Origin of the sequence: Streptomyces racemochromogenes (assembly GCF_039535215.1) — a bacterium.
In the GTDB taxonomy this organism is placed as follows: Bacteria; Actinomycetota; Actinomycetes; order Streptomycetales; family Streptomycetaceae; genus Streptomyces; species Streptomyces racemochromogenes.
The window spans coordinates 702,956-729,085 of sequence record NZ_BAAAWT010000001.1 but is presented as its reverse complement, the minus strand read 5'-3'; the positions used below and the strand labels follow the sequence as shown (position 1 = coordinate 729,085).

Below are 26,130 nucleotides of genomic sequence, written 5' to 3'. Positions count from 1 at the left end.
GCTGCCACCGTTCGGGGTGTTCGAACGTTCGCAGTTGCCCAGGAGATGCCATGCCCGACATCGCCGTCGACACCGTCGCCTCAGTTCCCGTCGCCGTGGTCGGTGCCGGTCCGGCCGGCCTGATGCTGGCCCACCTGCTCGGACGCGCGGGCGTCGGGACGATCGTGATCGACACCCGCACGCGGCACGAGATCGAAACCACCCAGCGGGCCGGCATCCTGGAGGCCGACGCGGCCCGGGACCTGATCGAGACCGGAGTGTCCGACCGGATCCTGCGCGACGGCCACGAGCACGAAGGCGTCGAGATCCGCTTCGACGGCCGTCCCCACCGCGTCGACTTCAAGGCACTGACCGGACGCTCGGTGTGGCTCTACCCGCAGACCGACGTGTTCACCGACCTGGCCGACGCCCGGGCCCGGGACGGCGGAACGGTCCACTTCGGCGTCAAGGACACCGAGGTCCTCGACATCACCACCAGCGCGCCGCGGGTCCGCTACACCGCGCCCGACGGAGCCCGGCACGAGATCCGGGCGCGGTACGTGGTCGGCGCGGACGGGTCGCGCAGCATGTGCCGCGACCTGGTCCCCGAGGACCGGCGGACGCGCTACGGCAAGGAGTACCCCTTCGCCTGGTTCGGCATCATGGCCCAAGCACCCATGAGCGCACCCGAGTTGGTCTACGCCCACTCCGAGCACGGGTTCGCGCTGATCAGCCGGCGCACCGAGACCGTTCAGCGGATGTACTTCCAGTGCGACCCCGACGAGGCGGTCGACGCCTGGCCGGACGACCGCGTCTGGGAGACGCTCCAGGCCCGGGTGGCGGGCCGGGACGGCTTCCGCCTCCAGGAGGGGCCGGTCCTGGAGAAGACGGTGCTGCGGTTCCGCTCGTTCGTGCAGGAACCGATGCGCTGGGGCTCGATGGCCCTCGCCGGCGACGCCGCGCACACCGTGCCGCCGACCGGCGCCCGCGGACTCAACCTCGCGCTGCACGACGTCAAGGTGCTCGCCGAGGTCCTGCCGCGGGCCCTCGGCAGCGGGGGCGGGGCCGCGCTGGACGAGTACCAGCCGCGCGCCCTGCGCCGGGTCTGGCGGGCGCAGGACTTCTCGTACTGGATGACCCGGCTGCTGCACACCCCGCCCGGCGCCTCACCGTTCGACCTGCGGCGCCAACTCGGCGAACTCGACAACGTCGTGGGCACGCGCGCGGGCCGCGCCCACCTCGCCGAGCAGTACACGGGCTGGCCCGCCGGCTCCCTCGACTGACTCCGACGACCAGCAGGAGACCACACGTGATCATCGACTGCCACGGCCACTTCACCACCGCGCCGCCACAGCTGGCGCGGTGGCGGGACCGGCAGGTGGCCGCGTACGCCGCCGCCGGACCCGCGCCCGACCCCGACGACCTGGTCATCACCGACGACGACCTGCGCCACGCCGTCGAGCCCCACCAGCTGCGGCTCATGGACGAACGGGGCACCGACCTGACGGTCTTCTCCCCGCGCGCCAGCTTCATGGCCCACCACATCGGCGACTTCGCGGTCTCCTCGGTGTGGGCGCGGATCTGCAACGACCTGGTCCACCGCGTCACCACGCTCCACCCCGACCGCTTCGCGATGGCCGCCATGCTGCCGCAGTCACCGGACACCGACCCCGCCACCTGCCTGCCCGAACTGCGCCGCGCCGTGGAGGAACTCGGCGCGGTGGCGGTCAACCTCAACCCCGATCCGTCGGGCGGCAGCTGGACCGCGCCGCCGCTGACGGACCGCGTCTGGTACCCGCTCTACGAGGCGATGGCCGCGTACGACGTCCCCGCGATGATCCACGTCAGCACGTCGTGCAACCCGGCCTTCCACACGACGGGCGCCCACTACCTCAACGCCGACACCACGGCGTTCATGCAGCTGCTCCAGGGCGACCTGTTCGCCGACTTCCCGACGCTGCGGTTCGTGATCCCGCACGGCGGCGGGGCGGTGCCCTACCACTGGGGCCGGTTCCGCGGCCTGGCGATGGCACTGGGCCGGCCGGACCCCGAAACGCTGCTGGACAACGTCTCCTTCGACACCTGCGTGTACCACCAGCCCGGCATCGACCTGCTCACGCGGGTCGTCCCCAGCCGGTCCGTGCTGTTCGCCAGCGAGATGATCGGCGCGGTCCGCGACATCGACCCGCGCACCGGCCACCACTTCGACGACACGAAACGGTACGTGGAGGCCACCGCGAACCTGTCCGAGCGGGAACGCGCCGCCGTCTACAGCGGCAACGCCCTGCGCGTGTACCCCCGCCTCGCCGACCGCCTCGCCTCCCGCCCCGCCACCGGCCCCTGAACCCCAGGAGAAGAACCCATGGAGCACACCGAGACCGGTGTCGTCCACACCTCGGTCACCCGCGCCGATCCCCGGGCCGTCGCGGCGCTGTCCGCCTTCGGAGTCGCGACCGTCCACGAGGCCATGGGCCGGACCGGCCTGATGCGCCCCTACCTGCGCCCCGTCCACCCCCGGGCCCGCATGTGCGGTACCGCGGTGACCGTACTGCTGCAGCCCGGCGACAACTGGATGCTCCACGTCGCCGCCGAACAGATCAGGGAGGGGGACGTCGTGGTCGCCGCCTGCACGGCCGAGAGCGAGGACGGCTTCTTCGGCGACCTCCTCGCCACCTCGTTCCGCGCCCGGGGCTGCCGGGGCCTGGTCATCGACGGCGGCGTGCGCGACGTCGCCGACCTGGAGGAGATGGACTTCCCCGTCTTCGCCCGGGCGATCAGCGCCAAGGGCACCGTCAAGGCCACGCTCGGTTCGGTCAACGTCCCGGTCGTGTGCGCCAACGCCCTGGTCAGGCCGGGGGACGTGGTCGTGGCGGACCGTGACGGCGTCGTGGTGGTGCCACGTGAGCGGGCCGCCGAGGTCGCCGCGGCCGCGGCCCGGCGCGAAGCCGGCGAGGAGAGCAAGCGCGCCCGGTTCCGTGCGGGCGAACTCGGCCTGGACATCTACGGCATGCGCGGCCCGCTGGCCGAGCTCGGGCTGCGGTACGAGGACTGACGATGACGAACGGCTTCGAGAAGACCCCCGGCTGGCTGGACTGGTACGCGGGCCCCAGCCGGCCCCGGTTCCAGCTGCCCGGGGGCGCCGTCGACGCGCACTGCCACGTCTTCGGCCCGGGGGAGCGGTTCCCCTACGCCCCCGAGCGCAAGTACACCCCCTGCGACGCCTCCCGGGACCAGCTCTTCGCACTCCGCGACCACCTGGGCTTCGCCCGCACCGTCGTCGTCCAGGCGACCTGCCACGGCGCCGACAACAGCGCCATGGTCGACGCCCTGCGGGCCTCGGGAGGCCTGGCCCGCGGCGTCGCGACGGTGCCCCCCGGCATCTCGGACGCGGGGCTGCGGGAGCTGCACGACGCCGGGGTCCGCGGCGTACGGTTCAACTTCGTCAAACGGCTCGTCGACGCCGCGCCCCGCCAGGACCTGCTGGACGTGGCCGAACGGATCGTGTCCTACGGCTGGCACGCCGTCGTCTACTTCGAGGCCGCCGACCTCGCCGACCTGCGCGACTTCCTCCTCTCGGTCCCGGTGCCGCTGGTCGTCGACCACATGGGCCGGCCCGACGTCACCAAGGACCCGCACGGCCCGGACTTCGAGGCCTTCCTGGACTTCATGCGGGCGAGGCCGGACATCTGGTGCAAGGTGACCTGCCCGGAGCGGCTGTCGGTCAGCGGCCCGCCCGCCCTCGACGGCGAGCGACACGCCTACCGCGACGTCGTCCCCTTCGCGCGGCGCGTGGTCGAGGAGTTCCCCGACCGGGTGCTGTGGGGCACCGACTGGCCCCACCCGAACCTCACCGGGCACATGCCCGACGACGGCCTGCTCGTCGACTTCATCCCGCACCTCGCACCGACGCCGCGGCAGCGGCAGCAGCTCCTCGTCGACAACCCGATGCGCCTGTACTGGCCCGACGCCGACTGACCCACGCCTGATCGGAGGCCCACCATGTCCCTGGACAGGACCTACAGACTGGTTCCGGGAACGACCATCTTCGACACCGAACAGTCCGCCAAGGGGTACCACCTCAACCAGTTCTGCATGTCGCTGATGACGGCGGAGAACCGCGCCCTCTACCTCGCCGACGAGCGCGCCTACCTGGACGCGTGGCCCCTGCGCGAGGAACAGAAGCGGGCACTGCTCGAGCGCGACCTCAACGCCGCCGTGCGCGAGGGCGGCAACATCTACTTCCTCGCCAAGTGGGGCGCGACGCTGGGGTTCTCCTTCCAGCGGATGGCGGGCTCGATGACCGGGATGACCGAGCAGGAGTACCGCGACATGATGGCCGGCGGCGGCCGGCCCGTCGAGGGGAACCGGATCGACCACGCCGTCCTCGAAGCGGCGTACGCCGACGCCGCGCCACCGGACGGGCACGCCGTCATCACCGGCGCGGTCTTCACCTCGCACGTCCCGGCGATCGGCGCCGCCATGGACCACCACAAGACCGAAGAGCCCTACTGGAGGCCGGTCTTCGAGGGCTACGCGTTCTCCCGGAGATGGGCGCGGGAGAACCTCCCCGACGTGGTCCTCCTGGTCTACAACGACCACGCCACCGCCTTCGACCAGTCACTGGTCCCGACGTTCGTGCTCGGCACCGGGGCGGCCTACCCCGCCGCCGACGAGGGCTACGGGCCCCGCCCGGTCCCGGGCATCGAGGGCGACCCCGACCTGGCCGCCCACCTCGCGCACTCGCTCATCACGGACGACTTCGACCTCACCCTGGTCAACGAGATGACGGTCGACCACGGCCTGACCGTCCCGCTGTCGCTGATGTTCGGCGACGTCGAGGAGTGGCCGTGCAAGGTGATCCCGCTCCACGTCAACGTGGTGCAGTACCCCGTGCCCTCCGGCGCCCGGTGCTTCGCACTCGGCCGGGCCCTGCGCAAGGCCGTCCAGTCCTACGACAAGCCCCTGAAGGTCCAGGTGTGGGGCACCGGCGGCATGAGCCACCAGTTGCAGGGCCCGCGCGCCGGACTGATCAACAGGCAGTGGGACAACGCCTTCCTCGACAGGCTCGTGGCGGACCCGGCCGGCCTCTCGCGGGTACCGCACCTCGAATACGTCGAGGAGGCGGGTTCCGAGGGCATCGAGCTGATCATGTGGCTGATCGCCCGCGGGGCGATGAGCGACCTCGACGGCTCGGGCGAGATCGAGGTCAGGCACCGCTTCTACCACGTACCGGCGTCCAACACCGCCGTCGGCCACCTGATACTCGAAGACCACCCGCGGGCCCAGGAGCCCGCCGAAGGAGTGAACTGACATGAGCGACGACCGCACCCTGCGGGTGGCCCTGGCCGGCGGTGGCGCCTTCGGCGCCAAGCACGCGGCCGCACTCCGGCGGATCGAGGGCGTCGAGGTGGCCGCCGTCGTGAGCGGCAGCCTCGAAAGCGCCCGGAAGTTCGCCGCGGAACACGGCGTCGGCCGCGGCGTCGCGACCCTGGAGGAGGTGCTGGGGATGGACGACGTCGACGCCGTCGTCCTCGCCACGCCCACCCCGCTGCACGCCGCGCAGACGCTGGCCTGCCTGGAGGCGGGCAAGCACGTCCAGACGGAGATCCCCCTCGCCGCCTCCCTGGCCGACGCCGAGGCCTGCCTGGCGGCACAGCGGCGCACCGGACTCGTCGCGATGGCGGGACACACGCGCCGGTTCAACCCCAGCCACCAGTGGATACGGCGGCGGGTCCGGGCGGGGGAGTACCGCATCCAGCAGATGGACGTGCAGACGTACTTCTTCCGCCGCACGAACCTCAACGCCCTCGGACAGCCCCGCTCCTGGACCGACCACCTGCTCTGGCACCACGCGGCGCACACCGTCGACCTGTTCGCCCACCAGACCGGATCCCCGATCGTCCAGGCCCACGCGGTCCAGGGCCCGGTCCACCCCGAGCTCGGCATCGCGATGGACATGTCGATCCAGCTGCGCGCGGCGAACGGCGCCATCTGCACCCTGTCGCTGTCCTTCAACAACGACGGCCCGCTGGGCACGACCTTCCGCTACATCGGCGACACGGGCACCTACGTCGCCCGCTACGACGACCTGGTCACCGGCGAGGGCGAGCCGATCGACGTGAGCGGGGTCGACGTCTCGACGGACGGCATCGAACTCCAGGACCGGGAGTTCGTCGCCGCCATCCGCGAGGCCCGCGAACCGAACGCCTCCCTCACCCAGGTGCTGCCCTGCTACCGCACCCTGGCGGCCCTCGAGGAACAGCTCCTGCTCCAGTCCCGCATCTGACGTCCGCGCCCCCGGACGGGCGGCGGGATCCTGGTCAGGCCTTCACGGACCGTGCTCGTCGAGCCGGCGGGTCCGCCCGACACGGCCGCCGAACCACCCAGCCCACGGGGTCAGTTCGCCTTCTGTTGTGCGTCGATCTCAGAGATCAGGTCCTCGATCAGAACCTTGATCTCGTCCCGGATGGGTCGGACGGCTTCGACCCCTTGGCCGGCCGGGTCCTCGAGCTGCCAGTCCAGGTACTTCTTGCCGGGGAAGTACGGGCAGGCGTCGCCGCAGCCCATCGTGATGATGTAGTCGGACGCCTGGGCGGCCTCGGGGGTGAGCACCTTGGGGGTCTGGCCGGAGATGTCGATGCCGAGCTCGGCCATCGCGGCCACCGCGGAGGGGTTGATCCGGTCGCCGGGGACGGAGCCGGCGGAGCGGACCTCGACGCGGTCCCCGGCGAGGTGCCGCAGGAACCCGGCGGCCATCTGGGAGCGGCCGGCGTTGTGGATGCAGACGAACAGGACGGACGCGAGCGGGTTCGCGGGCATCGGCTCTTCCTAGGGGTGGCAGGCGCGACTGCGGCACCGCCGTCCCACTGGCGGCACAGGTCAGCCAGGGCTGGTATCAGCCCTCAGTGATGTGACAGTATCAGTGGATGATGACGTCAGTCGACACTGATCTGATCCGGGTTCTGGCCGACCCGCTCAGGCTGCGGATCGTGACCCTCCTCGCCCGCGAGACCCTCTGCACCACCCACCTGGTGGAGGAGACGGGTGCGAAGCAGACGAACCTCTCCAACCACATGAAGGTGCTGCGGGAGGCCGGGGTCGTGGAGACGGAGCCGTGCGGGAGGTACATCTACTACCGCTTGCGCCCGGAGGCCATCGAAGCCCTCGCCGGTCAGTTCGCCGACCTCGCTCGGACCGCGCGGGCCAGCACCGAAGCGAACCTCAAGCGGTCCTGCCCCTAGCCTTCCGCGCTTTGCCTCACCTGCCCGAGGAGAACCCGCCTTGACCGCCACCCAGCCCGTCGGCACCCTGACATCCGCCGACGTGCCGCAGCCCGCTCCCGGTGCGACCCCGCCCCGCACCCCGCTGATCGCCCGTGCCGCCGCCGAACTGACCGGCACCGCAGCGCTGGTCGCCGTCGTCGTCGGGTCGGGCATCCAGGCCACGAAGCTCACCCAGGACGTGGCTCTGCAGCTGCTGGCCAACTCCACCGCCACGGTCTTCGGCCTCGGCGTCCTCATCGCCCTTCTCGGCCCGGTGTCCGGGGCGCACTTCAACCCGGCCGTGACGGTGGCCGAGTGGTGGACCGCGCGCCGCGGCGGTGCCGGCGTCACAGCGCGTGAGCTGGCCGTGTACGTGCCCTCGCAGATCACCGGCGCGATCACGGGCGCGATCCTGGCGGACGCGATGTTCGGCGAGCCCCTGGTGAAGTGGTCGACCCACGACCGTTCCGCCGGGAACCTCCTCCTCGGCGAGGTCGTGGCCACCACGGGCCTGATCGTGCTGATCTTCGGCCTGGCCCGCACCGACCGCCTCCGCTTCGCCCCCGTAGCGGTCGCCTCGTACGTCGGCGCCGCGTACTGGTTCACCTCCTCCACCTCCTTCGCCAACCCGGCCGTCACCCTCGGCCGGGCCTTCACCGACACGTTCGCGGGCATCGCCCCCGGATCCGTGCCCGGCTTCGTCGGCATGCAGCTCCTCGGGGTCGTCCTCGGCCTGGCCCTGGTGGCGGTCATCTTCATGCGGGCCAGGCCCGGCACGGAGCAGCCCGCCGCATGACGCAGCGCGCGGACGTGCGCCACCTGCGCCGCCAGGGCGTCGAGCACGTCACGGTGTACGACGTCAGTCGTGACGGGCGAGTTTGGCTGCGGACACCAGCAGGATCACGGCCAGTGCGGGGATGAGGACCACGTCCGGGAACACGCCCAGCAGCAGGCCTCCCAGAACGGCTCCGGCGACCGACCCTGAGGCCATGACCGCGGTGAAGCCGAGGTTCGCGCCGAGGACCGCGAAGCTGCCGTCACGGCTGTAACGGGCGAAGGCCACCAGCATGGTGGGCAGGGAGACCAGCAGGGACAGGCTCCCGGCGGTCTTGATGTCCTGGCCGAAGAGCAGCACGATCGTCGGGATGAGCAGTTCGCCGCCGGCCACTCCCATGATCGCGGCGACCACGCCGGTGCCGAACCCGGCCACTACGCCGGCAGGTACTTGTGCCCACAGCGGCAGGTCGAGGGTGCCCAGGGTGGCCGTGTGGGTGAGGACCAGGGCGGCGGCCATGAGCACCATCAGCGCCGCGAGGACCTTGTAGAGGGTGGCCGAGCGCATCCGTACCGCCCAACTGGCCCCGGCCCAGGCGCCGAGCAGGCTTCCGGCCAGCAGGTTGACCGCGACCGGCCAGCGCGCGGCCACCTCGGCGGCCGGGACCGCTGTCAGGCGGGCGGGCAGCGCGACCAGGACCACGACCAGGCTCATCGCCTTGTTCAGGATGACCGCCGACAGGGCGGCGAACCCGAACAGGCCGATCAGCAGCGGCAGGCGGAACTCCGCACCGCCGAGCCCGATCATCCCGCCCAGCACCCCGATCGCGGCTCCAGCGCCGAACACCACGGGCGCCGACGGTGCCGAACGGAGGGGGGCGAGGCCCTGGTCACTACTCACGACCGGCATCCTCGCTGGTCACAGTCCCGGCCGCTAGACCCCGACCTGAGCAGTGCCTACGAGACCACGGTGCTGCGACGCTCCAGCAGGACGACGTCCCGCCACGCGCCGTGGTGCCGGCCGATCCGTTCCCGGATGCCGATGATCCGGAAACCGGCCCGCTCGTGGAGGGCGAGGCTGGCGGTGTTCTCGGGGAAGATCCCGGACTGGATCGTCCAGATCCCGGCCGTCTCGGTCGAGGTGATCAGGGCGTCCAGAAGGGCGCGGGCGACACCCTGGCCGCGGGCGTCGGGGTGGACGTAGACGGAGTGCTCGACCACGCCCGCGTACGCACACCGGTCGGATACCGCGCTGGCCGCGACCCACCCCAGCACGACGCCGGCGTCGCCGAGGGCGACGAAGCGGTGGCCGGGCAGCTTGGCCTTGTCGAACGCCGCCCACTCGGGCGCCTGCGTCTCGAAGGTGGCGTTGCCCTCGTCGATCCCCGCCTGGTAGATGCCCAGCACCTGCTCGGCGTGCTCGGGCCGCAGGGCGTCGATCCGCATGCCGGTCACGCCGCCTTCGCGGCGCCGGCCAGCAGCGCACCCATGGCGGCGAGCACGGACGGCTCGACCCGGTAGTACACCCACGTGCCGCGCCGCTCCGAGGACAGCAGCCCGGCCTCCTTCAGCTTCTTCAGGTGGTGGGAGACGGTGGGCTGCGAGACGCCGACGTCGGAGATGTCGCACACGCAGGCCTCGCCGCCCTCGTGGGAGGCGACGGCGGAGAACAGGCGCAGCCGGACCGGGTCGCCGAGGGCCTTGAACATCTTCGCCGCGACCTCGGCCTCGTCCGCGGACATGGGGCGCTCGTCCAGCGGGGGACAGCACGGGGCGACGGCCTCGGGCTCCAGGAGCGGCAGAACCTTCGCATTCGACATGCGTCTATGTTGACACACGTCGAACCAAGGTGGCAGGGGGTCAGGTGCGGGCCGGGCGGGCGGCCGGTCGGCGGCCCGCTCGGACGGCATCCCCGCCGGTGGCCGGCTCACGGGTGCCCGCGCGGACAACCGCCTGCGATCCGGATCCCCGCCGAACGCATGCCGGGCAGTCGGTGGCGTCCGCAGGGTCCACAGCCATCTCGTTTCGATGAATGTCTATGTTGACGAACATCGAAACAAGTGTCACGCTGGCGGCGCAAGCCATCGACAGACATCGAAACAGCCAGGAGCCGACCGTGAACGCGCCAGCCACCACCGATCTGCCCGTCGTCGTCATCGGGGCCGGCCCCGTCGGCCTGGCAGCCGCCGCCCACCTGGTCGACCGCGGCCTGGAGCCCCTGGTCCTGGAAGCCGGCCAGGTCGCCGGAGCCGCTGTACGGGAGTGGGCGCACGTGCGGCTGTTCTCCCGCTGGGCCGAGGTCGTCGACCCGGCCGCCGAGAAGCTCCTGGCCCCGACCGGCTGGACCAAGCCCGCCGCGGACAGCTACCCCTCCGGCGGCGACTGGGCCGACCTCTACCTCCAGCCCCTCGCCGACGTCCTCGGCGAGCAGGTCCGCTACGAGGCGACCGTCACCGGCGTCTCGCGCACCGGCCGCGACCGCGTCGTCGACGCCGACCGCGAGGCCCAGCCCTTCGTGGTCCACGTCCAGAGCGCCGACGGCCGCGAGCAGCGGGTCCTGGCCCGCGCCGTCATCGACGCGTCCGGCACCTGGTCCACCCCGGGCCCCGCCGGCGGCAGCGGCCTCGCCGCGCTCGGCGAGAAGGCCGCCTCCGACCGGATCACCTACCGCATCCCGGACCTCAAGAACTCCGCTGTCCGTGCCAGGTACGCGGGCAAGCGCATCGCGGTCATCGGCTCCGGAGCCTCCGCCTTCACCGCCCTCGCCTACCTCGCCGACCTCGCCAAGTCCGAAGACGGCCAGGGCACCCACACCACCTGGATCCTGCGCCGCGGCATCTCCGGCTCCACCTTCGGCGGCGGTGAAGCCGACCAGCTGCCCGCCCGCGGAGCCCTCGGCCTTGCAGCCAAGGCAGCCGTCGACGACGGCTACGCCGACGCGGTCACCGGATTCCGCACCGACACCATCGAGAAGAACGACGAGGGCCGGGTGGTGCTCGTCGGCGAGGACGGCCGCCGCCTGGACCCAATGGACGAGGTCATCGTCCTGACCGGCCTCCGCCCCGACCTCACCTTCCTGAACGAGCTCCGTCTCGGCCTCGACGAACGCCTCCAGGCCCCCACCGGGCTCGCCCCGCTGATCGACCCCAACCAGCACTCCTGCGGCACCGTCTACCCCCACGGCGTGAACGAGCTCTCCCACCCGGAGAAGGACGTCTACCTCGTCGGCATGAAGTCCTACGGACGCGCCCCGACCTTCCTCGCCATGACCGGCTACGAGCAGGTGCGTTCCATCGCCGCCCACCTCGCCGGTGACCGGGAAGCCGCCGAGCGCGTCGAACTCACCCTCCCGGAGACCGGCGTGTGCGGCGGGGCGGGTCTCTTCGACGAGCCGGAGGCCGCCGAAGAGAGCGGCGGCTGCTGCGCAGCCCCGGCCACCCTCACCATCGGCGCAGCGCCCGTCTCCTCCGGCGGCTGCTGAACCGTGCCAGGCCCCCCAGCCGGCGTGGCCGCGGCGCACCCGCCCGTGCCGCTGCCGCCATTGCTCCTCTCGCCGTCGCAGTCCTGGCCGGATCCCTCGGCGCTCACCGGCGCAGAGGACGGTGTTCCTTTTCAGCTTCGTCTCAACAGGCGCCCGTGTAGAGTGCGTAGCGCCCTTGACCTGCAGAAAGCGGGCAGGGAGCCGTCTTCAAGGAGCTCACATTGCTGCGCACCATGTTCAAGTCCAAGATCCACCGGGCCACCGTGACGCAGGCCGACCTGCACTACGTCGGGTCCGTGACCGTCGATGCCGATCTGCTCGACGCCGCCGACCTGCTGCCCGGGGAGCTCGTCCACATCGTGGACATCACCAACGGGGCCCGGCTCGAGACCTACGTCATCGAGGGCGAGCGCGGGTCCGGGGTGATCGGGATCAACGGCGCCGCCGCGCACCTCGTGCACCCCGGGGACCTCGTGATCCTCATCAGCTACGCGCAGGTCGAGGACGCCGAGGCGCGGGCGTTGAAGCCGCGCGTGGTGCACGTGGACGGTGACAACCGGATCGTGGAGCTGGGTGCGGATCCTTCCGCGCCGGTGCCGGGTACGGATCAGGAACGCAGCCCGTATTCGGTGGCTGTCTGAGCTGAGGGAGCGGGCCGTGGCGATCGAGCTGGTGGACGAGCGGAAGGCCGGGCGGCTGCTGGCCGTCGAGGACCGGCGGGTGGTCGGGTTCATCGCGTACTTCGTGCTCGCCGCGGAGCCCCACGCCCTGGTGGCGGTGCACACCGTCGTCGAGCCCGGGCACGAGGGGCGGGGGATCGGCGGGGAGCTCGTCAAGGGCTTCTACGCGATGGCCGCGGCGGAAGGTGACGGCCAGGGCGTGCCGGTCGTGCCGCTGTGCCCCTATGCCGCCGCGTGGGCCGGACGGCATCCCGAGCTGGCGCCCGAGGCGCCGGCCGGGGTGGTCGCGGCCGCGCGGGAGCAGCTGGAGCGGGACGCCGATCTTTGGTGACGCTGACCCTCCTGCACACCGCCGCGGTGCACGTGCCCGTTTTCGACGCGCTGGGGGAGCGGGAGCATTCCGGTGCCGTGCTGCGGCACCTCGTGCGGCCCGGGCTGCTGGAGCGGGCCCGAGTGGTGGGGCCGGAGGGCGTGCGGGCAGAGGTGCGGGAGGTGCTGGCGGAGGCCGCAGGGCCCGTGCTGGTGACCTGCTCGACCATCGGGGGAGTCGCCGAGTCCCTCGCCCCCGAGCTGGGGTACCCCGTGCTGAGGGTGGACCGGGCCATGGCCGCGCGGGCAGTGGCGACCGGGGCGCGCATCGTGGTGCTGGCCGCCCTGGAGTCGACCCTGGGACCGAGCACCGAGCTGCTCGGCGAGGAGGGGGCCCGCGAGGTGCGCGGTCTCGTGGTGCCCGGGGCCTGGGGGCTGTTCGAGGCCGGGGACGTGGGCGGGTACCTCCGTGCGGTGGCGTCCGCCGCCGACCGGGTGAAGGGCGCCGACGTCATCGTGCTGGCGCAGGCCTCCATGGCCGGGGCCGTGCACCTGGTGCGGACGCGGATCCCCGTGCTGGCCAGCCCGGCGCTGGGGCTCGCCGCCGCGCTGGCCGGGGAGCGTACCGGCTGAGATCGGGGGAAGGTGGGTCCTATGGTGCGAAACCTTGAGCAGACACAGCCGCCCGTGCCCGTGCCGGACCCCGTCCCCGCCCCGGTCCCCCCGCTGCCGGGCCCGAGCCCCGTGCCGCCCCCGGTACCCCCCGTGCCGGGCCCCGTCCCGGAGCCGGACCCGGTGCCCCCGCCCCCGGGTCCCGCCCCGATCCCCCAGCCCGGCCCCCTCAGCTGACGGTCCCGGCGGTGGTTCCGCTCCGAGCAGCCCCCAGGGGCCCTGCGCCGGTCCCGTACTCCAGCCCCCTGAGCTGACGGCCCCTGCGGTGGCTCCGGCTCGAGCGGCCCCCCGAGGGCGCCGGGCCGGTCCTGTACCTGAGCCCCTGAGCTGACGGCCCCGTCGGCGGCGGCTCCGCTCCGAGCATCCTCCCGGTGCCCCGCGCTGGTCCCACAGCCCGGCCCCCGAGCTGGCGGTCCCGGTGCCGGGGCGCTGCGAGGGGCCCGGTGCGCAGCGTTCGTGCGGGGTCAGGGGTGGTGGTCCTGAGGGTGCCTCGCCCCGCGTGGCGGCGCATCCGCCCGCGCACGCCCCGGGTCCGCCCCGGAGGGGACCGGCACGGATCCGCGGATTCGCCGGACTGCGGGCGGGGGTCTGTGGGATCGTCAACTCACGCCGCCCTACGGCTGGTTGTCGCCCTTGTCAGCTCATGGGGCCGCCGTTAGGTTGTGCGGTTCCTGATGTCTTCCAGGGGGGCTCCCATGGGTGTACGGGGTCGGCACCGCCGGTACCAGCCGAGCAGCATCAACCGGGCCTCGCTCGTCGTCACCGCGGGTGGCGCCGGGATCGCGCTCCCCCTCATCGGCGCCACGGGCGCGCAAGCCGCTTCCGTGGACACCTGGAACAAGGTCGCCAACTGCGAGTCCACCAACAACTGGCAGATCAACAGCGGCAACGGCTACTACGGCGGCCTCCAGTTCAGCCAGAGCACCTGGCGCGAATTCGGCGGTACCGCCTACGCCCCGCGCGCCGACCTCGCCACCAAGGCCCAGCAGATCGCGGTCGCCGAGAAGGTGCTCAAGGGCCAGGGCCCCCGGGCCTGGCCCGCCTGCGGGCCCCAGGCCGGGCTCAGCCGCAGCGGGCCGGCCCCCGCGCTGGGCACCAAGGCCCCCGCGAAGCCCGCGGCGAAGCCCGCCGCCAAGCCGCCGGCGGCCGAACCGGCCGCGAAGCCGTCGGGGCAGGCGCACAGGGACCTGGTCCGGCTGACCAAGGCCACCACCCCGACGCCCGTCGGCATGCCCCGCCCGACCGGCACCTCGGTCCTGCCCAACCCGTACGTGGTCGCCCCCGGGGACTCCCTCTCGACGATCGCCTCCGAGCAGCACGTGGAGGGCGGCTGGCAGGCCCTGTACGAGACGAACCGGTCCACCGTCGGCGGTAACCCCAACCTGATCTTCCCGGGCCAGCGCCTCACCCTCAGGGTGACCACCGCCCCGCCCACACAGAACCCCGAGAAGCCGCCGCGCACCGCCGAGCCGGTCAAGCCCGTGGAACCGGCCGCTCCCAAACCGGAGCAGCAGAAGCCCGAGCCCTCCAAGCCGGCCGAGAAGCCCACGCCGCAGCCGGAGCAGTCCAAGCCCGCCGAGAAGCCCAAGCCCGAGCCGGCCGCCAAGCCGCCCGCCGCCAAGCCCGTCGGCAAGCCCGCCTCAGCGGACCAGAAGCCCGCCGCGGGCGGCGGAGCCTTCACCGCCCCCGTCGACGCCGGCATCGGCACCGCCTACCGCGTCGCGGGATCCTCCTGGTCCAGCGGGTACCACACCGGCGTCGACTTCCCGGTGCCCACCGGCACCAGCGTCAAGGCCGTCGGACCCGGCACGGTCGAGTCGGCCGGCTGGGCCGGGGCGTACGGCTACCAGGTCGTCATCAAGCACGCCGACGGCCGCTACTCCCAGTACGCCCACCTGTCCGCGCTCGGCGTCAAGAGCGGCCAGCAGGTCTCCGGCGGCCAGCGCATCGGCCGCTCCGGCTCGACCGGCAACTCCAGCGGCCCCCACCTGCACTTCGAGATGCGCAGCGCCCCCGGCTACGGCTCCGACATCGACCCCCTGAAGTACCTCCGGAACAAGGGCGTCGGCATCTGACCCCCGCACGTGCGGCGGCACGGCCGTGAGCAGGATCAGGCCGGCCGCCGCGAGCGCGCCGCTCACCAGCGCCGCCACCGCCCCGGTGGTCCCGTACCGGAAGCCCTCGTCGAACAGCGAGACCCCGACCGCCGCCGCGACCACCGGGTTGACCACCGTCACCGTGGCCAGCGGCGCGGTCAGGCCCGCACCCCGGTAGGCCGCCTGCGACAGCAGCAGCCCGCCGGACGCCAGTACGGCGATGGCCGCCAGGTCCGGCCACAGGGCGCCGAGCGTCCCCGGCGAGAAGCCCTCGGCCACCGACTTGGTGAACACCGAGCCCATCCCGAAGGCCGTACCGGCCGCCGCGGCCAGCAGCACGCTGCGCAGCACCGCCCGCCGCATCCGCCCCGCCACCAGGACCAGCACCGCCACCCCGGCCGCCGTCACCGTCAGCAGCAGGCCGCGCTCGCCGTCCGCCAGTGCCTGCCGCCCCGCGCCCTCCCCGCCCGTCAGGGCCAGCAGCCCGGCCAGCCCCGCCGTCGCCAGCAGCGCCCCGCGCCAGGCGGCAGCCCCCGCCCGGCGCCGTACGGACACGGCCGCCAGCGGGAGCGCGAAGACGATGGTCAGCGCGCCCAGCGGCTGCACCAGGCTCAGCGGCCCGAACGCCAGCGCCACCACGTGCAGCAGCGCCCCGAGGCCGTTCAGCGCGACCGCGGCCCACCAGCCGGCCCGGCGCAGCGGGGCGTAGGGGCGGTCCGGCGAACTCGCCGCCACGTGTTCCTGGAGGATCGCGCCGCCCGCGTACGCGACGGCGGAGACCAGGCAGAGCAGAACCGACAGGGCCAGGGCACTCATGAGATCCACCATGCCCCAAAGGGACGCGTCGTTCATCCGCCCGCGGACCCCTTGATCGCGGGCCGAGTCATCCTCGTGGCATACACCAGCGGGAGTACGCGCAAGCCGCCCGAGGGGGGCGAAGGGGCTTGATCCCCTTCATACCGTGACAGTCCGCTCGCGGTCCGTGAGCCGGGCGGGAACGGGTTTGGACCCGGGCGTGTCGGATCCGTACAGTTTCCGTTTTGGGGACTTCCGCAGCAGGCGGACGCGGACGAGCGAGCAAGGAACGGCAGCGGCCATGACGGTGACCGAAGACAACCACGCATACGGGCCGGGCATCGACCCCGAGCGCCTCGCCGTCTGCCTCAGCGTGCTCGACGAGCTCGACAAGATCGACGTCGACCACCCCGACGCCATCACCGTACGCCGCGCCACCGCCGGCATCTACCGCACGGTGAAGCAGCGCCGCCGCCAGGAGCGCCGCGCCTCCAAGACCGCCAACGACAAGGCCGTCACCGAGGCGACCGCGACCGGCTCCGCCGAGCGCATCGACGACGAGACCGAGGGCCTCCTGCCCTCCTCCGCCACCGGGGCCGGCCGGATCGCCGGGATACTCCAGCGCCCGCGCTCCTGCTACGTCTGCAAGACGCGGTACGTCGAGGTCGACTACTTCTACCACCAGCTCTGCCCGAGCTGCGCCACCGAGAACCGCGCCAAGCGGGAGGCCCGCGCGGACCTCACCGGCAAGCGCGCGCTGCTCACCGGCGGCCGCGCCAAGATCGGCATGTACATCGCGCTGCGGCTGCTGCGCGACGGCGCCCACACCACGATCACCACCCGCTTCCCCAAGGACGCCATCCGCCGCTTCAAGGCGATGGAGGACTCGGCGGACTGGATGCACCGCCTGGAGGTCGTCGGCATCGACCTGCGGGACCCGGCCCAGTCCGTGGCCCTCGCCGAGCAGGTGGCCGCCGCCGGCCCGCTCGACATCCTGATCAACAACGCGACGCAGACCGTGCGCCGCCTCCCCACCGCGTACGCCGCGCTGGTCGAGGGGGAGAGCGCCCCGCTGCCGGCCGGCGAGCTCCCGGCCCACCGCGTCATCGGCGCCTTCAACTCGGGTGCGGTCGACGGCCTGGCGGCGCTGCCCGTCGGAGTCAGCGGTCTGGAGGCGCAGAAGGTCGCCGACCTCGCCCTCGTGGCGGGCAACGCCAGCCTGGAGCGGCACCTGGCCGGCACCGCCATCGACGCGGGCGGCCTGCTGCCGGACGTCGTCGAGACCAACACCTGGGTGCAGACCATCGACCAGATCTCCCCGGTCGAGCTGCTGGAGACCCAGCTCTGCAACTACACGTCGCCGTTCATCCTGATCAGCGCGCTCCGTCCGTCGATGGCCGAGGCCGCCCGCAAGGCGTCCAGCGGGCGTGCCTACGTCGTCAACGTCTCGGCGATGGAGGGCGTCTTCAGCCGCGGCTACAAGGGCGCCGGGCACCCGAACACCAATGCCGCCAAGGCGGCGATGAACATGGTGACGCGGACCAGCGGCCAGGAGATGTTCCAGACCGACGGCATCCTGATGACCTCGGTCGACACCGGCTGGATCACCGACGAGCGGCCCCACTTCGACAAGCTGCGCCTGGCCGAGGAGGGCTTCCACGCCCCGCTCGACCTGGTCGACGGCGCCGCCCGCGTCTACGACCCGGTCGTCCGGGGCGAGGCGGGCGAGGACCTCTACGGGGTCTTCCTGAAGGACTACGCCCCCGCCAACTGGTAGCAGGCCCAGGAGGGGCCGGACGTCCCGCCGGGGCGGCCGGCCCCTCACTCGTACGGGCGAACCGCCCCCCGGATTCCGTAGGCCCCCGCGGCGACCAGTTCCAGTAGCGGCCGCCAGTCCTCCACCACCCCCGCGTCCAGCCCCGACGTGCCGCCCGCGCGCACCGCCTGGCGCAGTGCCTCGGCCGCCGCGTCCCCGGCCTCTTCGGATGCTTCGGCCCTTGTCAGACGGGCCACCCGGTCGCCCAGCAGGGGGCGGACCGCCTCGGCCGCGTCGCCTCCCCGAGCGGTCAGCAGCGGGCCCAGGAAGTGCACCAGCCCGGCCACTTGGAGCTCCTTGTCGAAGGGGTGCGAGCGGCGGAGCAGGGCCGCCGTTTGGAGTCCCCGGCCGCCGCGGTGCGCGTGCAGGAGTTCCATCAGCTCGTCGACACTGTCGATCGTGGGCAACCCCGACATAGCCACAACGGCTCCCTCCGTCGTCCGCGCGCACGCGCCACCGCCGGCGAGCAGATCAGCCCCGGCGGACACGCCGGTGTACGACTTCCTGAACTCGGGGCGAAAACAAGCGGTCCGGCGCGGATTTTACCGTTCCATCGAGCGGACCCCCGCTCATATGTGTACCCTAAGGCGCAAGGAGCCCCCACCCGGGCACCCGCTCCACCAAGGCGCCACCGCGTCCGGACGAACCACTGAATCCCCCTATCCGGCGCGCGGTCCTGCCCGCCGGGTTACGCGACACACAGGGAGTGCGCGGTGACTGAGACCAAGAAGACCGACCCGACTCTGGAGCTCACGGGACGGGGAACGACCACCCGGTCCGACGAACTCGGCAGCCTCGAGGTCTGGGCCCGCTCGGCGCCCATCCGGCTGGCCGGCTACGAGGACGACCTGGCGGAGCCGCACATCCTGCCCGGCATCGACTGACGCCCCGGCCCCGGCCCGGCAGAGCGCCCCGGCCCCGCAGCACGGATCCGTGCCCCCGCGCCCCACGGCGACGGGGGCGCGGCACGTACACCCCCGCGGTTCCGGCACGCGCTACGCCGTCAGCGTCATCGCCGTGGGCGATCAAGCCTTCCGCCGCCCCGCCGCACTCGGCAGAGTCGGGCCCATGAGACTCCTGATACTGGGCGGGACCGAATTCGTCGGACGTGCGATCACCGAAGACGCGCTGCACCGGGGCTGGGAGGTGACCGTCTTCCACCGGGGGAACCACGCGCCCCCGCCCGGAACCGCGGCGCTGCACGGCGACCGCACCGCCCCCGGCGGGCTCACCGCCCTCGCCGAAGGGGAGTGGGACCTGGTCGTCGACACCTGGAGCGGCGCCCCCACGGCCGTCCGCGACAGTGCCCGCCTGCTCTCCGGCCGGGCGGGCCGGTACGCGTACGTCTCCAGCCGCTCGGTGTACACCTACCCCGCCCCCGCCGGCCTCGCCGAGGACGCCCCGGTGGTCGACGGCTCGCCCGACGCCGGCTCCACCGCCTACGCGCAGGACAAGCGGGGCGGGGAACTCGCCGCCCTCGACGCCTTCGGCGACCGCGCCCTGCTCGTGCGCGCCGGGCTGATCCTCGGCCCCTACGAGAACGTCGGCCGGCTGCCCTGGTGGCTGGACCGCGCCGCCCGCGGCGGCCCCATGGTCGCCCCCGGCCCCCGCGACCTGCCGCTCCAGTACATCGACGTCCGCGACCTCGCGCACTGGACCCTGGACGCCGCCGCGGCCGGCCTCGGCGGCCCGTACGACCTCGCCTCGCCGCCGGACCACGCCACCACGGCCGGCTTCCTCGAAGCCTGCGCGGCCGTCACGGGGGGCGGCGCGGAGCTCCGCTGGACCGACCCGGAACGCATCGCGGAGGCGGGCGTCGAGGCCTGGACCGAACTGCCCTGCTGGCTGCCCCCGGGCGAACTGCACGCCCACATGTTCGGCAGCGACGTCACCAAGGCCCTCGCCGCCGGCCTGGAGTGCCGCCCGGTGGAGGAGACCGTCGCCGACACCTGGGCCTGGCTCCGCTCGATCGGCGGCACGGCCCCGCTGCGCCCGGACCGGTCGTCCAAGGGCCTCGCCCCCGAACGGGAGGCGGCCCTACTCGGGCTCTGACGAGGCGGCCTCCGCGAGGCGGGTCGGCGGCAGGTACTCGCGCAGCAGCCTGCGGTGCCACCAGGCGCCCGTCTCGCGCATCTCGCGCCAGGTGGTGAACCGGTAGCGGTACAGCCTGGCCCGCACGAACCGGGGCGGGGCGTCCGGGAAGGGGTTGTGGCGGATCAGCCGCAGCGTGTCCCGGTCGCCCGCCAGCAGCCGCTCCACGAACGGCCCGAACCAGTCGCGGGCATAGCCGGGGGAGAGCGCCGCGAACCACATCAGCCAGTCGAGCCGCAGGTGGTACGGGGCGAACTGGCGCGGGATCCGCCGCAGTTCGGTCGGCTTCCCCTTGAAGCCGTACTCGCGCCAGTCCCCGTCCTCCAGGGGGACGCGGTCGGCCGTGCCCTCGACGACCACCTCGTCGCGGATCCGGCCGACCGTGCCGAAGGCCCCGTACGTGTTGACCAGGTGCAGGGAGTCGAAGGAGCGGTTCATCACCTGGCGGCGCGAGACCAGGTTCGCCACCGGGTGCCGGCTCAGCGCCAGCACCAGCACGGTCACCGCGCAGACCAGGACCGCGTACCAGACGGGCGCCCCGCGCGAGGCGGCCGCGGGCGGCGGACCGGCGATCCCGGTGAAGTCCACCGCCGAGAGGGCGAGCGTGATCGTCAGCCAGTTCAGCCAGGCGAAGTTCCCGGACAGCACCAGCCACAGCTGGGTGGCGACCATGACCCCCGCCGCGTACGAGGCCACCGGCTGCGGGGTGAACAGCAGCACCGGCACCACCAGCTGGGTGAAGTGGTTCGCCGCGCACTCCACCCGGTGCAGCGGCTTCGGCAGGTGGTGGAAGAACCAGCTCAGCGGGTTCGGCATCGGCTGCGTCTCGTGGTGGTAGTAGAGGCAGGTCAGCCGGCGCCAGCAGGCATCGCCCCGCAGCTTGATCAGCCCGGCGCCGAACTCCACCCGGAAGAGCACCCACCGCAGCAGCCACAGCACCAGCACGGGCGGCCCGACCCGGGCGTTGCCGAGGAAGACGGCGAGGAAGCCGACCTCCAGCAGCAGCGACTCCCAGCCGAAGGAGTACCAGGTCTGGCCCACGTTGACGATGGAGAGGTACAGCAGCCACAGCACCGCCCACATCCCCATGGCGGCGCCCAGCGGCACCAGGTCCCCCGCCCCGGCGGCCAGCGCCGCCGCCACGGCCGCCCCGGCCCAGGCGCAGCAGGCGAAGAGCCGGTCGGAGTAGCGCAGTTGGAACAGGCTCGGGGCGTGGCGGAAGGGCACGTACCGCACGTAGCGCGGGACGGGCAGCATGCCGTTCGCCCCGATCAGGGCCCGGAACTGCAGGGCGGCCCCGACGAAGGCGAAGACGTAGACACCGGCCAGGGCCCGCTGGAAGACCAGCCGCCCCAGCCAGTAGCCGGGCGCGGTGAACCACTCCATCGCCTCCAGTATCCGGCGGCGCTCCGGTTGCGGCACCCCGGGACATGGGGCAGACAAGAGGGAGCAACCGGGGCGAAAAGGGAGAGCAGCGTGAACGACCTGAACGACGTGCCCGCACCGACATCCCGTCAGGCAGCGCGCCGTCAGGCACCGCGCCGTCACGCACCCGCCCGCACCGCCCTCTTGGCGGCCCTCGGCCTGATCGCCGCCGGCTGCTCCGGCACCGCCCCCGAACAGACCAAGGGCCCGGTCCCGGAAAGCCTGGAGCTCACCCTCCAGCCCGTCGGGGCGGCCGGACCCGACCCCTTCACCCCCTCCTCCGCCACCGCCGAGTCGGCCCCCGTCCAGCCCCCGCTGCCCAACGCCAGCGGCCGCGGCATCCGCACGGTCGGCGCCGCCACCCCCGGCCTGTACGGCGGCACCAACCGGCTCGGCAGCTGCGACGTCGAACGCCAGGTCGCCTTCCTCACCTCCGACGCCGCCAAGTCCCGCTCCTTCGCCCAGGCCGCCGGCATCGAGCAGGAGAAGATCCCCGACTTCCTGCGCGCCCTCACGCCCGTGGTGCTGCGGGCCGACACCCGCGTCACCAACCACGGGTTCCGGGACGGCCGGGCCGAGGGCTACCAGTCGGTGCTCCAGGCGGGGACGGCCGTGCTCGTCGACGACCACGGCATGCCCCGGGTGCGCTGCGGCTGCGGCAACCCCCTCGCCGCTCCGCGCTCCGCCAAGGGGAACCCGGTGCTCAAGGGCGACCAGTGGAACGGCTACCAGCCCACGCAGGTCATCGTCATCGAGCCGACCATCCAGGTGATCAAGCGGCTGGTCATCGTCAACGTCGCCGACAACACCTGGATCGAGCGCAAGGCCGGTGACGACGGGGCGCAGGACAAGCCGCCCAGGACCCTGCCCCCCTACGACCCGGCCGACGGCATCCCGGACGCCCCCGCGACCCCGGCCGACGACCCCTGCGCCGGCGCCGAAGCGGACGGCCGGGCCCGGACCACCCCGCCCCCCTCCCCGCCGCCGGCCGGCCCCCCGACCCCGCCGGCCGGCCCCCCGGCCCCCTCGGCCGGCCCCCAGGCCGCGGGTCCGGACGGGCCGACCGCCCAGAACCCCGCCCAGCCCCCGCTCCCTGGACCCGACGCCTTCGCGCCCGACGCCCCGGGCGCGGGGGAGCCCCCCGCCTCCGACCTGATCCCGCCGCCCGGTCTCGACCCGGCGGCGCCCCCCGGGCCCCCCGCCTCCGACCTGATCCCGCCGCCCGGTCTCGACCCGGCGGCGCCCCCCGGGCCCCCCGCCTCCGACCTGATCCCGCCGCCCGGCCTGGACCCGGCGGCGCCCCCCGCCGCCCCCGGCGCCGCCGGCCCGCAGGCCGCGGACCCCGTCGGCCCGGGCGCGGCCGCCCCCTCGCCCAGCCCGAGCCCCTGCCCCTCCGCCCCCGGCACCGCCCCGCGCGCCCCCTCCGCCCCCCAGGACGTCCCCGGAGGCCTGCCCCCGTCCGACGGCCCCGCCGCCACCCCGCCCGACGCGGGCGGCGACCTCCCGCGCGACCTGCCCGGCAACGTCCCGCCCGACCAGGCCCCGACGTACACCCCCGACGACGGCCCGGGCACCGGCGGCACCGATCCCGCCCTGCCCCCGGACGCGGCCGACCCCACCGCCCCGGACGGCCTCCCCGACGGGCAGCAGGTCACCGACCAGCCCCCGTACCTGGAGAGCGCCTGACGCCGCGCTGTGTCATGGTGGACCGGTGCCGAGCACCGTATCGCTGCCGGAGGACTGGCCCGCACACGCGGACCGTTCCCTGTCACTGAACCGGATGGGCAGTTTCGACTGGGACCTGGTCACCGGACTCATGCACATGGACGCGGCGGCCCTCGACGTCTTCGACACGACCCCGGACGAGTACGACGGACGGCCGGGATCGCTCTCCCCGCACGTCCCGCCCGCCGAGTCCGCCCGGCTCGACGCCCTCGTCTCCAGCGCCCTCAAGAGCGGCGTCGACACCTACGGCGCGTACTTCCGCATCCGCTGCCGCGACGGCACCCTGCGCTGGACCCACACCCAGGGCCGCGTCATGCGCGACCCGGACGGCCGCCCGTACCGGATCATCGGCATCGTCCGCGACGCCACCGAGGAGCTGAGCCACTCCGCCGAACGCCTCGGCCTCGACGAGGAGCGCCAGCGCCAGACGACCGTCGTCGAGAGCACCACCGCCGCCCTCGCGCACGCCCGGACCGTACGCGACGTCATCGACGTCATCGGCGACGCCCACGGCCTGGAGCGGCTCGGCTCCATGGGCATGGTGATGGGCCTCGTCGAAGCCGGCCGGATCCACCTGGTGGCCGAGGGACCCGCCGACAGCTTCGTCCCCGGCACCCGCTACACCCGCATCGACGAGCAGTACCCGATGAGCGAGGTCGTCCGCTCGCTCCAGCCCCGCTTCCTCGACTCCGCCGAGGAGTTCGCCGAGGAGTACCCCGACCTCTGGTCGAAGATCTCGGACATGCGGATATCGGCCGCCGCCTACCTGCCGCTGATCGCCCAGGCCCGGCCGATCGGCGCGATCGGGCTGCTCTACCAGGACAAGGACGGCTTCACCCAGGACGAGCGGAACCTGCTCGTCGCCCTCGGCAGCAGCATCGCCCAGAGCCTCCAGCGCGCCATGCTGCTGGAACAGGAGCACGACCTCGCCGAAGGCCTCCAGCAGGCCATGCTGCCCCGCCGGATCCCGGACGTACCCGGGGCCCAGATCGCCGTGCGCTACCGGTCCGCCCGCATGGGCCGGGACATCGGCGGCGACTGGTACGACGTCATCCCGCTGCCCGGCGGCCGGGTCGGCGCAGTCATCGGCGACGTGCAGGGGCACGACACCCAGGCGGCGGCCGTCATGGGCCAGCTGCGCATCGTGCTCCGCGCGTACGCCGCCGAGGGTCATTCCCCGAGCACGGTGATGGCCCGGGCCTCGGTGTTCCTGCACGAGCTGGACACCAACCGCTTCGCGACCTGCACCTACGTGGAGGCGGACCTCTCCACGGGCGTCCTCCAGCTGGTGCGCGCCGGCCACATCGACCCGCTCGTGCGCACCCGCGACGGGCAGTGCCGCAGGCTGCCGGTGGAGGGCGGGATGCCGCTGGGCCTGTCGGCGGAGTTCGGGCGGCTGGAGTACCCGGTGACCACCGTGGAGCTGGACCCGGGCGAAACGCTCGTGCTGTGTACCGACGGACTGGTGGAACTGCCCGGCGCCGACCTCGACGACGGTGTCAACCTGCTGGCGTCCATGGTCAGGGGCGGCCCGGCCGACCTCCAGCGGCTCGCCGACCGGCTGTGCGAGGTCGTCGACCACCGGGGCGGCGACGACGACATGGCCCTGCTCCTGCTGCGCCGCCAGGGCGAGGACACCCGGCCCGGCGGCGGCCGGCTCCAGCAGCACGTGGCCCCCGGGGACCCCGAGGCGCTCGTCGCCGCCCGGCACATGATCGGCGCGGCGGTCCGCTCGTGGGGCGCGCGGGAGCGGGCCGACGAGATCGAGCTGGTCGCGGACGAGCTGATCGTGAACGCCCTGATGCACACCGACGGCCCCGCGATCGTGACCCTGCGCGTCCTGGCCGGCCCGGAGCGCCGGCTGCGGGTGGAGGTGGAGGACCGCTCCAGCGCCCTCCCGCGCCGCCGCGAGGCGGGGGAGGCGGGGGTGTCGGGGCGGGGCCTGATGCTGGTCGACCGGCTGGCGGACGTCTGGGGCGTGGAGTCCCGGGGCAGCGGCAAGTGCGTGTGGTGCGAGTTCGTGATGGCCTGAACGCCGTGCCGCCCCGGGCTCCGGGCCGCAGGGCAGCCGTTGCGGTCGCGCGGAGCCCCGGCCGGGCTTCGGGTCGCGCGCCGCGGGGCGGGGCGGCAGGCTGGGAGGGTGCCCGAGTTGCCGGAGGTCGAGGCCCTGAGGGAGTTCCTCGACGAGCACCTCGCCGGGCGGGTGGTCGAACGCGTCCTCCCGCTCACCGTCAGCGTGCTCAAGACGTACGACCCTCCCCCCACCGCCCTCGAAGGGCAGCCCGCCGGACCCGTGGCCCGCTACGGCAAGTTCCTCGCCCTGCGCGTCGGCGGGCTCCACCTCGTCACCCACCTGGCCCGGGCCGGGTGGCTGCGCTGGCGCGAGGAGTTCCCCGCCCAGCCGCCCCGCCCCGGCAAGGGCCCGCTCGCGCTGCGCCTCGTACTGGAGGGCGGCGGCGGCTTCGACCTCACCGAGGCGGGTACGCAAAAGCGCCTCGCCGTGTACGTCGTGCGCGACCCCCAGGAGGTCCCGGGCATCGCCCGCCTCGGCCCCGACCCGCTCGACCCCGGCTTCGACCGGGACGCCTTCGCCGCGCTGCTGGCCGGTGAGCGGCGGCAGATCAAGGGCGTGCTCCGCGACCAGAGCGTGATCGCCGGGATCGGCAACGCGTACAGCGACGAGATCCTGCACGCCGCGAAGGTCTCGCCGTTCAAACTGGCCGCCTCCTTCGACGAGGAGCAGGTCACCCACCTGTACGGGGCCGTGCGGGACACCCTGCGGGCGGCCGTCGAGCGGGCCCACGGGCTGGCGGCCCAGGACCTGAAGGCCGAGAAGAAGAGCGGGCTGCGGGTCCACGGCCGGGAGGGCGAGCCCTGCCCGGTGTGCGGGGACACCGTCCGCTCGGTGTCCTTCGCGGACTCCTCGCTCCAGTACTGCCCCACCTGCCAGACCGGCGGCAAGCCGCTCGCGGACCGCAGGCTCTCCCGCCTCCTCAAGTAGCCCCGGCACCGAGGGCGCCCCCGT

General features: G+C 73.5%; 25 protein-coding genes and 1 pseudogene. 19 read left to right on the top strand and 7 right to left on the bottom strand.

What is annotated here, in order from left to right; translation table 11 throughout:
- The first annotated feature begins 50 nt into the window (after positions 1 to 50).
- From ABD973_RS03415 to ABD973_RS03390, 6 genes are read left to right on the top strand one after another with little or no spacing between them, the layout of a single operon-like run.
- Positions 51 to 1,262: a 4-hydroxybenzoate 3-monooxygenase gene (locus tag ABD973_RS03415; RefSeq protein ID WP_125823288.1), complete on the top strand. Its 1,212-nt coding sequence runs from the start codon at positions 51 to 53 to the stop codon at positions 1,260 to 1,262.
- Positions 1,263 to 1,288: 26 nt separating this feature from the next.
- Positions 1,289 to 2,323 (top strand): amidohydrolase family protein, encoded by a 1,035-nt coding sequence (locus ABD973_RS03410; protein WP_345498342.1) that lies wholly within the window; start codon positions 1,289 to 1,291, stop codon positions 2,321 to 2,323.
- An 18-nt stretch (positions 2,324 to 2,341) separates the two neighbouring features.
- Entirely contained in the window at positions 2,342 to 3,031 is a 690-nt protein-coding gene (ligK, locus tag ABD973_RS03405; RefSeq protein WP_125823290.1) for a 4-carboxy-4-hydroxy-2-oxoadipate aldolase/oxaloacetate decarboxylase, read from the top strand.
- 2 nt (positions 3,032 to 3,033) lie between these two features.
- Positions 3,034 to 3,954, top strand: coding sequence for an amidohydrolase family protein (locus ABD973_RS03400; protein WP_345498340.1), 921 nt, complete (start codon positions 3,034 to 3,036; stop codon positions 3,952 to 3,954).
- A 24-nt stretch (positions 3,955 to 3,978) separates the two neighbouring features.
- Positions 3,979 to 5,289, top strand: a complete 1,311-nt coding sequence (gene ligA / locus ABD973_RS03395; protein WP_345498338.1) for a protocatechuate 4,5-dioxygenase subunit alpha — start codon at positions 3,979 to 3,981, stop codon at positions 5,287 to 5,289.
- A 1-nt stretch (position 5,290) separates the two neighbouring features.
- The gene (locus ABD973_RS03390) at positions 5,291 to 6,265 is read left to right on the top strand and encodes a Gfo/Idh/MocA family oxidoreductase (protein ID WP_345498336.1); all 975 of its coding nucleotides are present in this window, start codon (positions 5,291 to 5,293) and stop codon (positions 6,263 to 6,265) included.
- A 110-nt stretch (positions 6,266 to 6,375) separates the two neighbouring features.
- Here the strand turns inward: ABD973_RS03390 and ABD973_RS03385 are convergent, their stop codons facing one another.
- Positions 6,376 to 6,798, bottom strand: coding sequence for an arsenate reductase ArsC (locus tag ABD973_RS03385; RefSeq protein ID WP_125823294.1), 423 nt, complete (start codon positions 6,796 to 6,798; stop codon positions 6,376 to 6,378).
- A gap of 107 nt (positions 6,799 to 6,905) precedes the next feature.
- Between ABD973_RS03385 and ABD973_RS03380 the strand changes: the two genes are divergently transcribed.
- Both ABD973_RS03380 and ABD973_RS03375 read left to right on the top strand, forming a co-directional pair.
- Positions 6,906 to 7,220 (top strand): ArsR/SmtB family transcription factor, encoded by a 315-nt coding sequence (locus tag ABD973_RS03380; RefSeq protein ID WP_125823295.1) that lies wholly within the window; start codon positions 6,906 to 6,908, stop codon positions 7,218 to 7,220.
- A 40-nt stretch (positions 7,221 to 7,260) separates the two neighbouring features.
- Positions 7,261 to 8,037 (top strand): aquaporin, encoded by a 777-nt coding sequence (locus ABD973_RS03375; protein ID WP_125823296.1) that lies wholly within the window; start codon positions 7,261 to 7,263, stop codon positions 8,035 to 8,037.
- A gap of 63 nt (positions 8,038 to 8,100) precedes the next feature.
- Here the strand turns inward: ABD973_RS03375 and ABD973_RS03370 are convergent, their stop codons facing one another.
- The 3 genes from ABD973_RS03370 to ABD973_RS03360 are packed head-to-tail and all read right to left on the bottom strand — an operon-like array spanning position 8,101 to position 9,835.
- Positions 8,101 to 8,916, bottom strand: a complete 816-nt coding sequence (locus ABD973_RS03370; protein ID WP_345498333.1) for a sulfite exporter TauE/SafE family protein — start codon at positions 8,914 to 8,916, stop codon at positions 8,101 to 8,103.
- A gap of 56 nt (positions 8,917 to 8,972) precedes the next feature.
- Positions 8,973 to 9,461, bottom strand: coding sequence for a GNAT family N-acetyltransferase (locus ABD973_RS03365; protein WP_345498331.1), 489 nt, complete (start codon positions 9,459 to 9,461; stop codon positions 8,973 to 8,975).
- Between the two features lie 5 nt (positions 9,462 to 9,466).
- Positions 9,467 to 9,835 (bottom strand): ArsR/SmtB family transcription factor, encoded by a 369-nt coding sequence (locus tag ABD973_RS03360; protein ID WP_125823299.1) that lies wholly within the window; start codon positions 9,833 to 9,835, stop codon positions 9,467 to 9,469.
- Positions 9,836 to 10,131: 296 nt separating this feature from the next.
- Here ABD973_RS03360 and ABD973_RS03355 point away from each other — a divergent pair, with 296 nt between their 5' ends.
- From ABD973_RS03355 to ABD973_RS03335, 5 genes are all read left to right on the top strand, one after another.
- Positions 10,132 to 11,496, top strand: a complete 1,365-nt coding sequence (locus ABD973_RS03355; RefSeq protein ID WP_345498328.1) for an FAD-dependent oxidoreductase — start codon at positions 10,132 to 10,134, stop codon at positions 11,494 to 11,496.
- A gap of 221 nt (positions 11,497 to 11,717) precedes the next feature.
- Positions 11,718 to 12,137: an aspartate 1-decarboxylase gene (gene panD, locus ABD973_RS03350; protein WP_125602581.1), complete on the top strand. Its 420-nt coding sequence runs from the start codon at positions 11,718 to 11,720 to the stop codon at positions 12,135 to 12,137.
- A 1-nt stretch (position 12,138) separates the two neighbouring features.
- Complete coding sequence (locus ABD973_RS03345; RefSeq protein WP_125824277.1) at positions 12,139 to 12,507, top strand: GNAT family N-acetyltransferase; 369 nt, start codon at positions 12,139 to 12,141, stop codon at positions 12,505 to 12,507.
- The gene (locus ABD973_RS03340) at positions 12,504 to 13,118 is read left to right on the top strand and encodes an arylsulfatase (RefSeq protein ID WP_345498325.1); all 615 of its coding nucleotides are present in this window, start codon (positions 12,504 to 12,506) and stop codon (positions 13,116 to 13,118) included. The genes ABD973_RS03345 and ABD973_RS03340 overlap by 4 nt, the downstream gene beginning before the upstream one ends.
- A gap of 734 nt (positions 13,119 to 13,852) precedes the next feature.
- Positions 13,853 to 15,232: a transglycosylase family protein gene (locus ABD973_RS03335; RefSeq protein WP_345498323.1), complete on the top strand. Its 1,380-nt coding sequence runs from the start codon at positions 13,853 to 13,855 to the stop codon at positions 15,230 to 15,232.
- A gap of 24 nt (positions 15,233 to 15,256) precedes the next feature.
- On the opposite strand, the pseudogene ABD973_RS03330 reads toward ABD973_RS03335, so the two are convergent.
- Positions 15,257 to 16,069 (bottom strand): annotated as a pseudogene (locus ABD973_RS03330) (DMT family transporter); the annotation flags it as partial.
- A gap of 280 nt (positions 16,070 to 16,349) precedes the next feature.
- Here ABD973_RS03330 and ABD973_RS03325 point away from each other — a divergent pair.
- Positions 16,350 to 17,825 (top strand): SDR family NAD(P)-dependent oxidoreductase, encoded by a 1,476-nt coding sequence (locus ABD973_RS03325; protein WP_125823304.1) that lies wholly within the window; start codon positions 16,350 to 16,352, stop codon positions 17,823 to 17,825.
- Between the two features lie 44 nt (positions 17,826 to 17,869).
- On the opposite strand, the gene ABD973_RS03320 is transcribed toward ABD973_RS03325, so the two are convergent.
- Positions 17,870 to 18,280, bottom strand: a complete 411-nt coding sequence (locus ABD973_RS03320; RefSeq protein ID WP_345498321.1) for a hypothetical protein — start codon at positions 18,278 to 18,280, stop codon at positions 17,870 to 17,872.
- A gap of 297 nt (positions 18,281 to 18,577) precedes the next feature.
- On the opposite strand from ABD973_RS03320, the gene ABD973_RS03315 reads away from it, so the two are divergent.
- A complete protein-coding gene (locus ABD973_RS03315; RefSeq protein ID WP_164721003.1) occupies positions 18,578 to 18,748 on the top strand; it encodes a hypothetical protein in 171 nt (56 codons plus the stop codon).
- Positions 18,749 to 18,932: 184 nt separating this feature from the next.
- Positions 18,933 to 19,916, top strand: a complete 984-nt coding sequence (locus ABD973_RS03310) for an NAD-dependent epimerase/dehydratase family protein (RefSeq protein WP_345498319.1) — start codon at positions 18,933 to 18,935, stop codon at positions 19,914 to 19,916.
- Here ABD973_RS03310 and ABD973_RS03305 read toward each other — a convergent pair.
- Positions 19,902 to 21,341, bottom strand: coding sequence for a lipase maturation factor family protein (locus tag ABD973_RS03305; RefSeq protein WP_345498317.1), 1,440 nt, complete (start codon positions 21,339 to 21,341; stop codon positions 19,902 to 19,904). The genes ABD973_RS03310 and ABD973_RS03305 overlap by 15 nt on opposite strands.
- A gap of 90 nt (positions 21,342 to 21,431) precedes the next feature.
- On the opposite strand from ABD973_RS03305, the gene ABD973_RS03300 reads away from it, so the two are divergent.
- The 3 genes from ABD973_RS03300 (at position 21,432) to ABD973_RS03290 (ending at position 26,106) form a co-directional block, all read left to right on the top strand.
- Positions 21,432 to 23,066 carry a DUF6777 domain-containing protein gene (locus tag ABD973_RS03300; RefSeq protein ID WP_345498315.1) on the top strand — a complete coding sequence of 545 codons (1,635 nt, stop codon included), beginning with the start codon at positions 21,432 to 21,434 and terminating at the stop codon, positions 23,064 to 23,066.
- Positions 23,067 to 23,073: 7 nt separating this feature from the next.
- Positions 23,074 to 25,137, top strand: a complete 2,064-nt coding sequence (locus tag ABD973_RS03295; RefSeq protein ID WP_125823308.1) for a SpoIIE family protein phosphatase — start codon at positions 23,074 to 23,076, stop codon at positions 25,135 to 25,137.
- 108 nt (positions 25,138 to 25,245) lie between these two features.
- The gene (locus ABD973_RS03290; protein WP_345498313.1) at positions 25,246 to 26,106 is read left to right on the top strand and encodes an Fpg/Nei family DNA glycosylase; all 861 of its coding nucleotides are present in this window, start codon (positions 25,246 to 25,248) and stop codon (positions 26,104 to 26,106) included.
- Positions 26,107 to 26,130: the final 24 nt, after the last annotated feature.

Excerpts from the sequence above, each read along its gene's own strand:
- ABD973_RS03415 (WP_125823288.1), top strand. The coding sequence starts at position 51 with ATGCCCGACATCGCCGTCGACACCGTCGCCTCAGTTCCCGTCGCCGTG.
- ligK (WP_125823290.1), top strand. The coding sequence starts at position 2,342 with ATGGAGCACACCGAGACCGGTGTCGTCCACACCTCGGTCACCCGCGCC.
- ABD973_RS03400 (WP_345498340.1), top strand. The coding sequence starts at position 3,034 with ATGACGAACGGCTTCGAGAAGACCCCCGGCTGGCTGGACTGGTACGCG.
- ligA (WP_345498338.1), top strand. The coding sequence starts at position 3,979 with ATGTCCCTGGACAGGACCTACAGACTGGTTCCGGGAACGACCATCTTC.
- ABD973_RS03390 (WP_345498336.1), top strand. The coding sequence starts at position 5,291 with ATGAGCGACGACCGCACCCTGCGGGTGGCCCTGGCCGGCGGTGGCGCC.
- ABD973_RS03385 (WP_125823294.1), bottom strand. The coding sequence starts at position 6,798 with ATGCCCGCGAACCCGCTCGCGTCCGTCCTGTTCGTCTGCATCCACAAC.
- ABD973_RS03380 (WP_125823295.1), top strand. The coding sequence starts at position 6,906 with ATGATGACGTCAGTCGACACTGATCTGATCCGGGTTCTGGCCGACCCG.
- ABD973_RS03365 (WP_345498331.1), bottom strand. The coding sequence starts at position 9,461 with ATGCGGATCGACGCCCTGCGGCCCGAGCACGCCGAGCAGGTGCTGGGC.
- ABD973_RS03360 (WP_125823299.1), bottom strand. The coding sequence starts at position 9,835 with ATGTCGAATGCGAAGGTTCTGCCGCTCCTGGAGCCCGAGGCCGTCGCC.
- ABD973_RS03335 (WP_345498323.1), top strand. The coding sequence starts at position 13,853 with ATGGGTGTACGGGGTCGGCACCGCCGGTACCAGCCGAGCAGCATCAAC.
- ABD973_RS03325 (WP_125823304.1), top strand. The coding sequence starts at position 16,350 with ATGACGGTGACCGAAGACAACCACGCATACGGGCCGGGCATCGACCCC.
- ABD973_RS03320 (WP_345498321.1), bottom strand. The coding sequence starts at position 18,280 with ATGTCGGGGTTGCCCACGATCGACAGTGTCGACGAGCTGATGGAACTC.
- ABD973_RS03310 (WP_345498319.1), top strand. The coding sequence starts at position 18,933 with ATGAGACTCCTGATACTGGGCGGGACCGAATTCGTCGGACGTGCGATC.
- ABD973_RS03305 (WP_345498317.1), bottom strand. The coding sequence starts at position 21,341 with ATGGAGTGGTTCACCGCGCCCGGCTACTGGCTGGGGCGGCTGGTCTTC.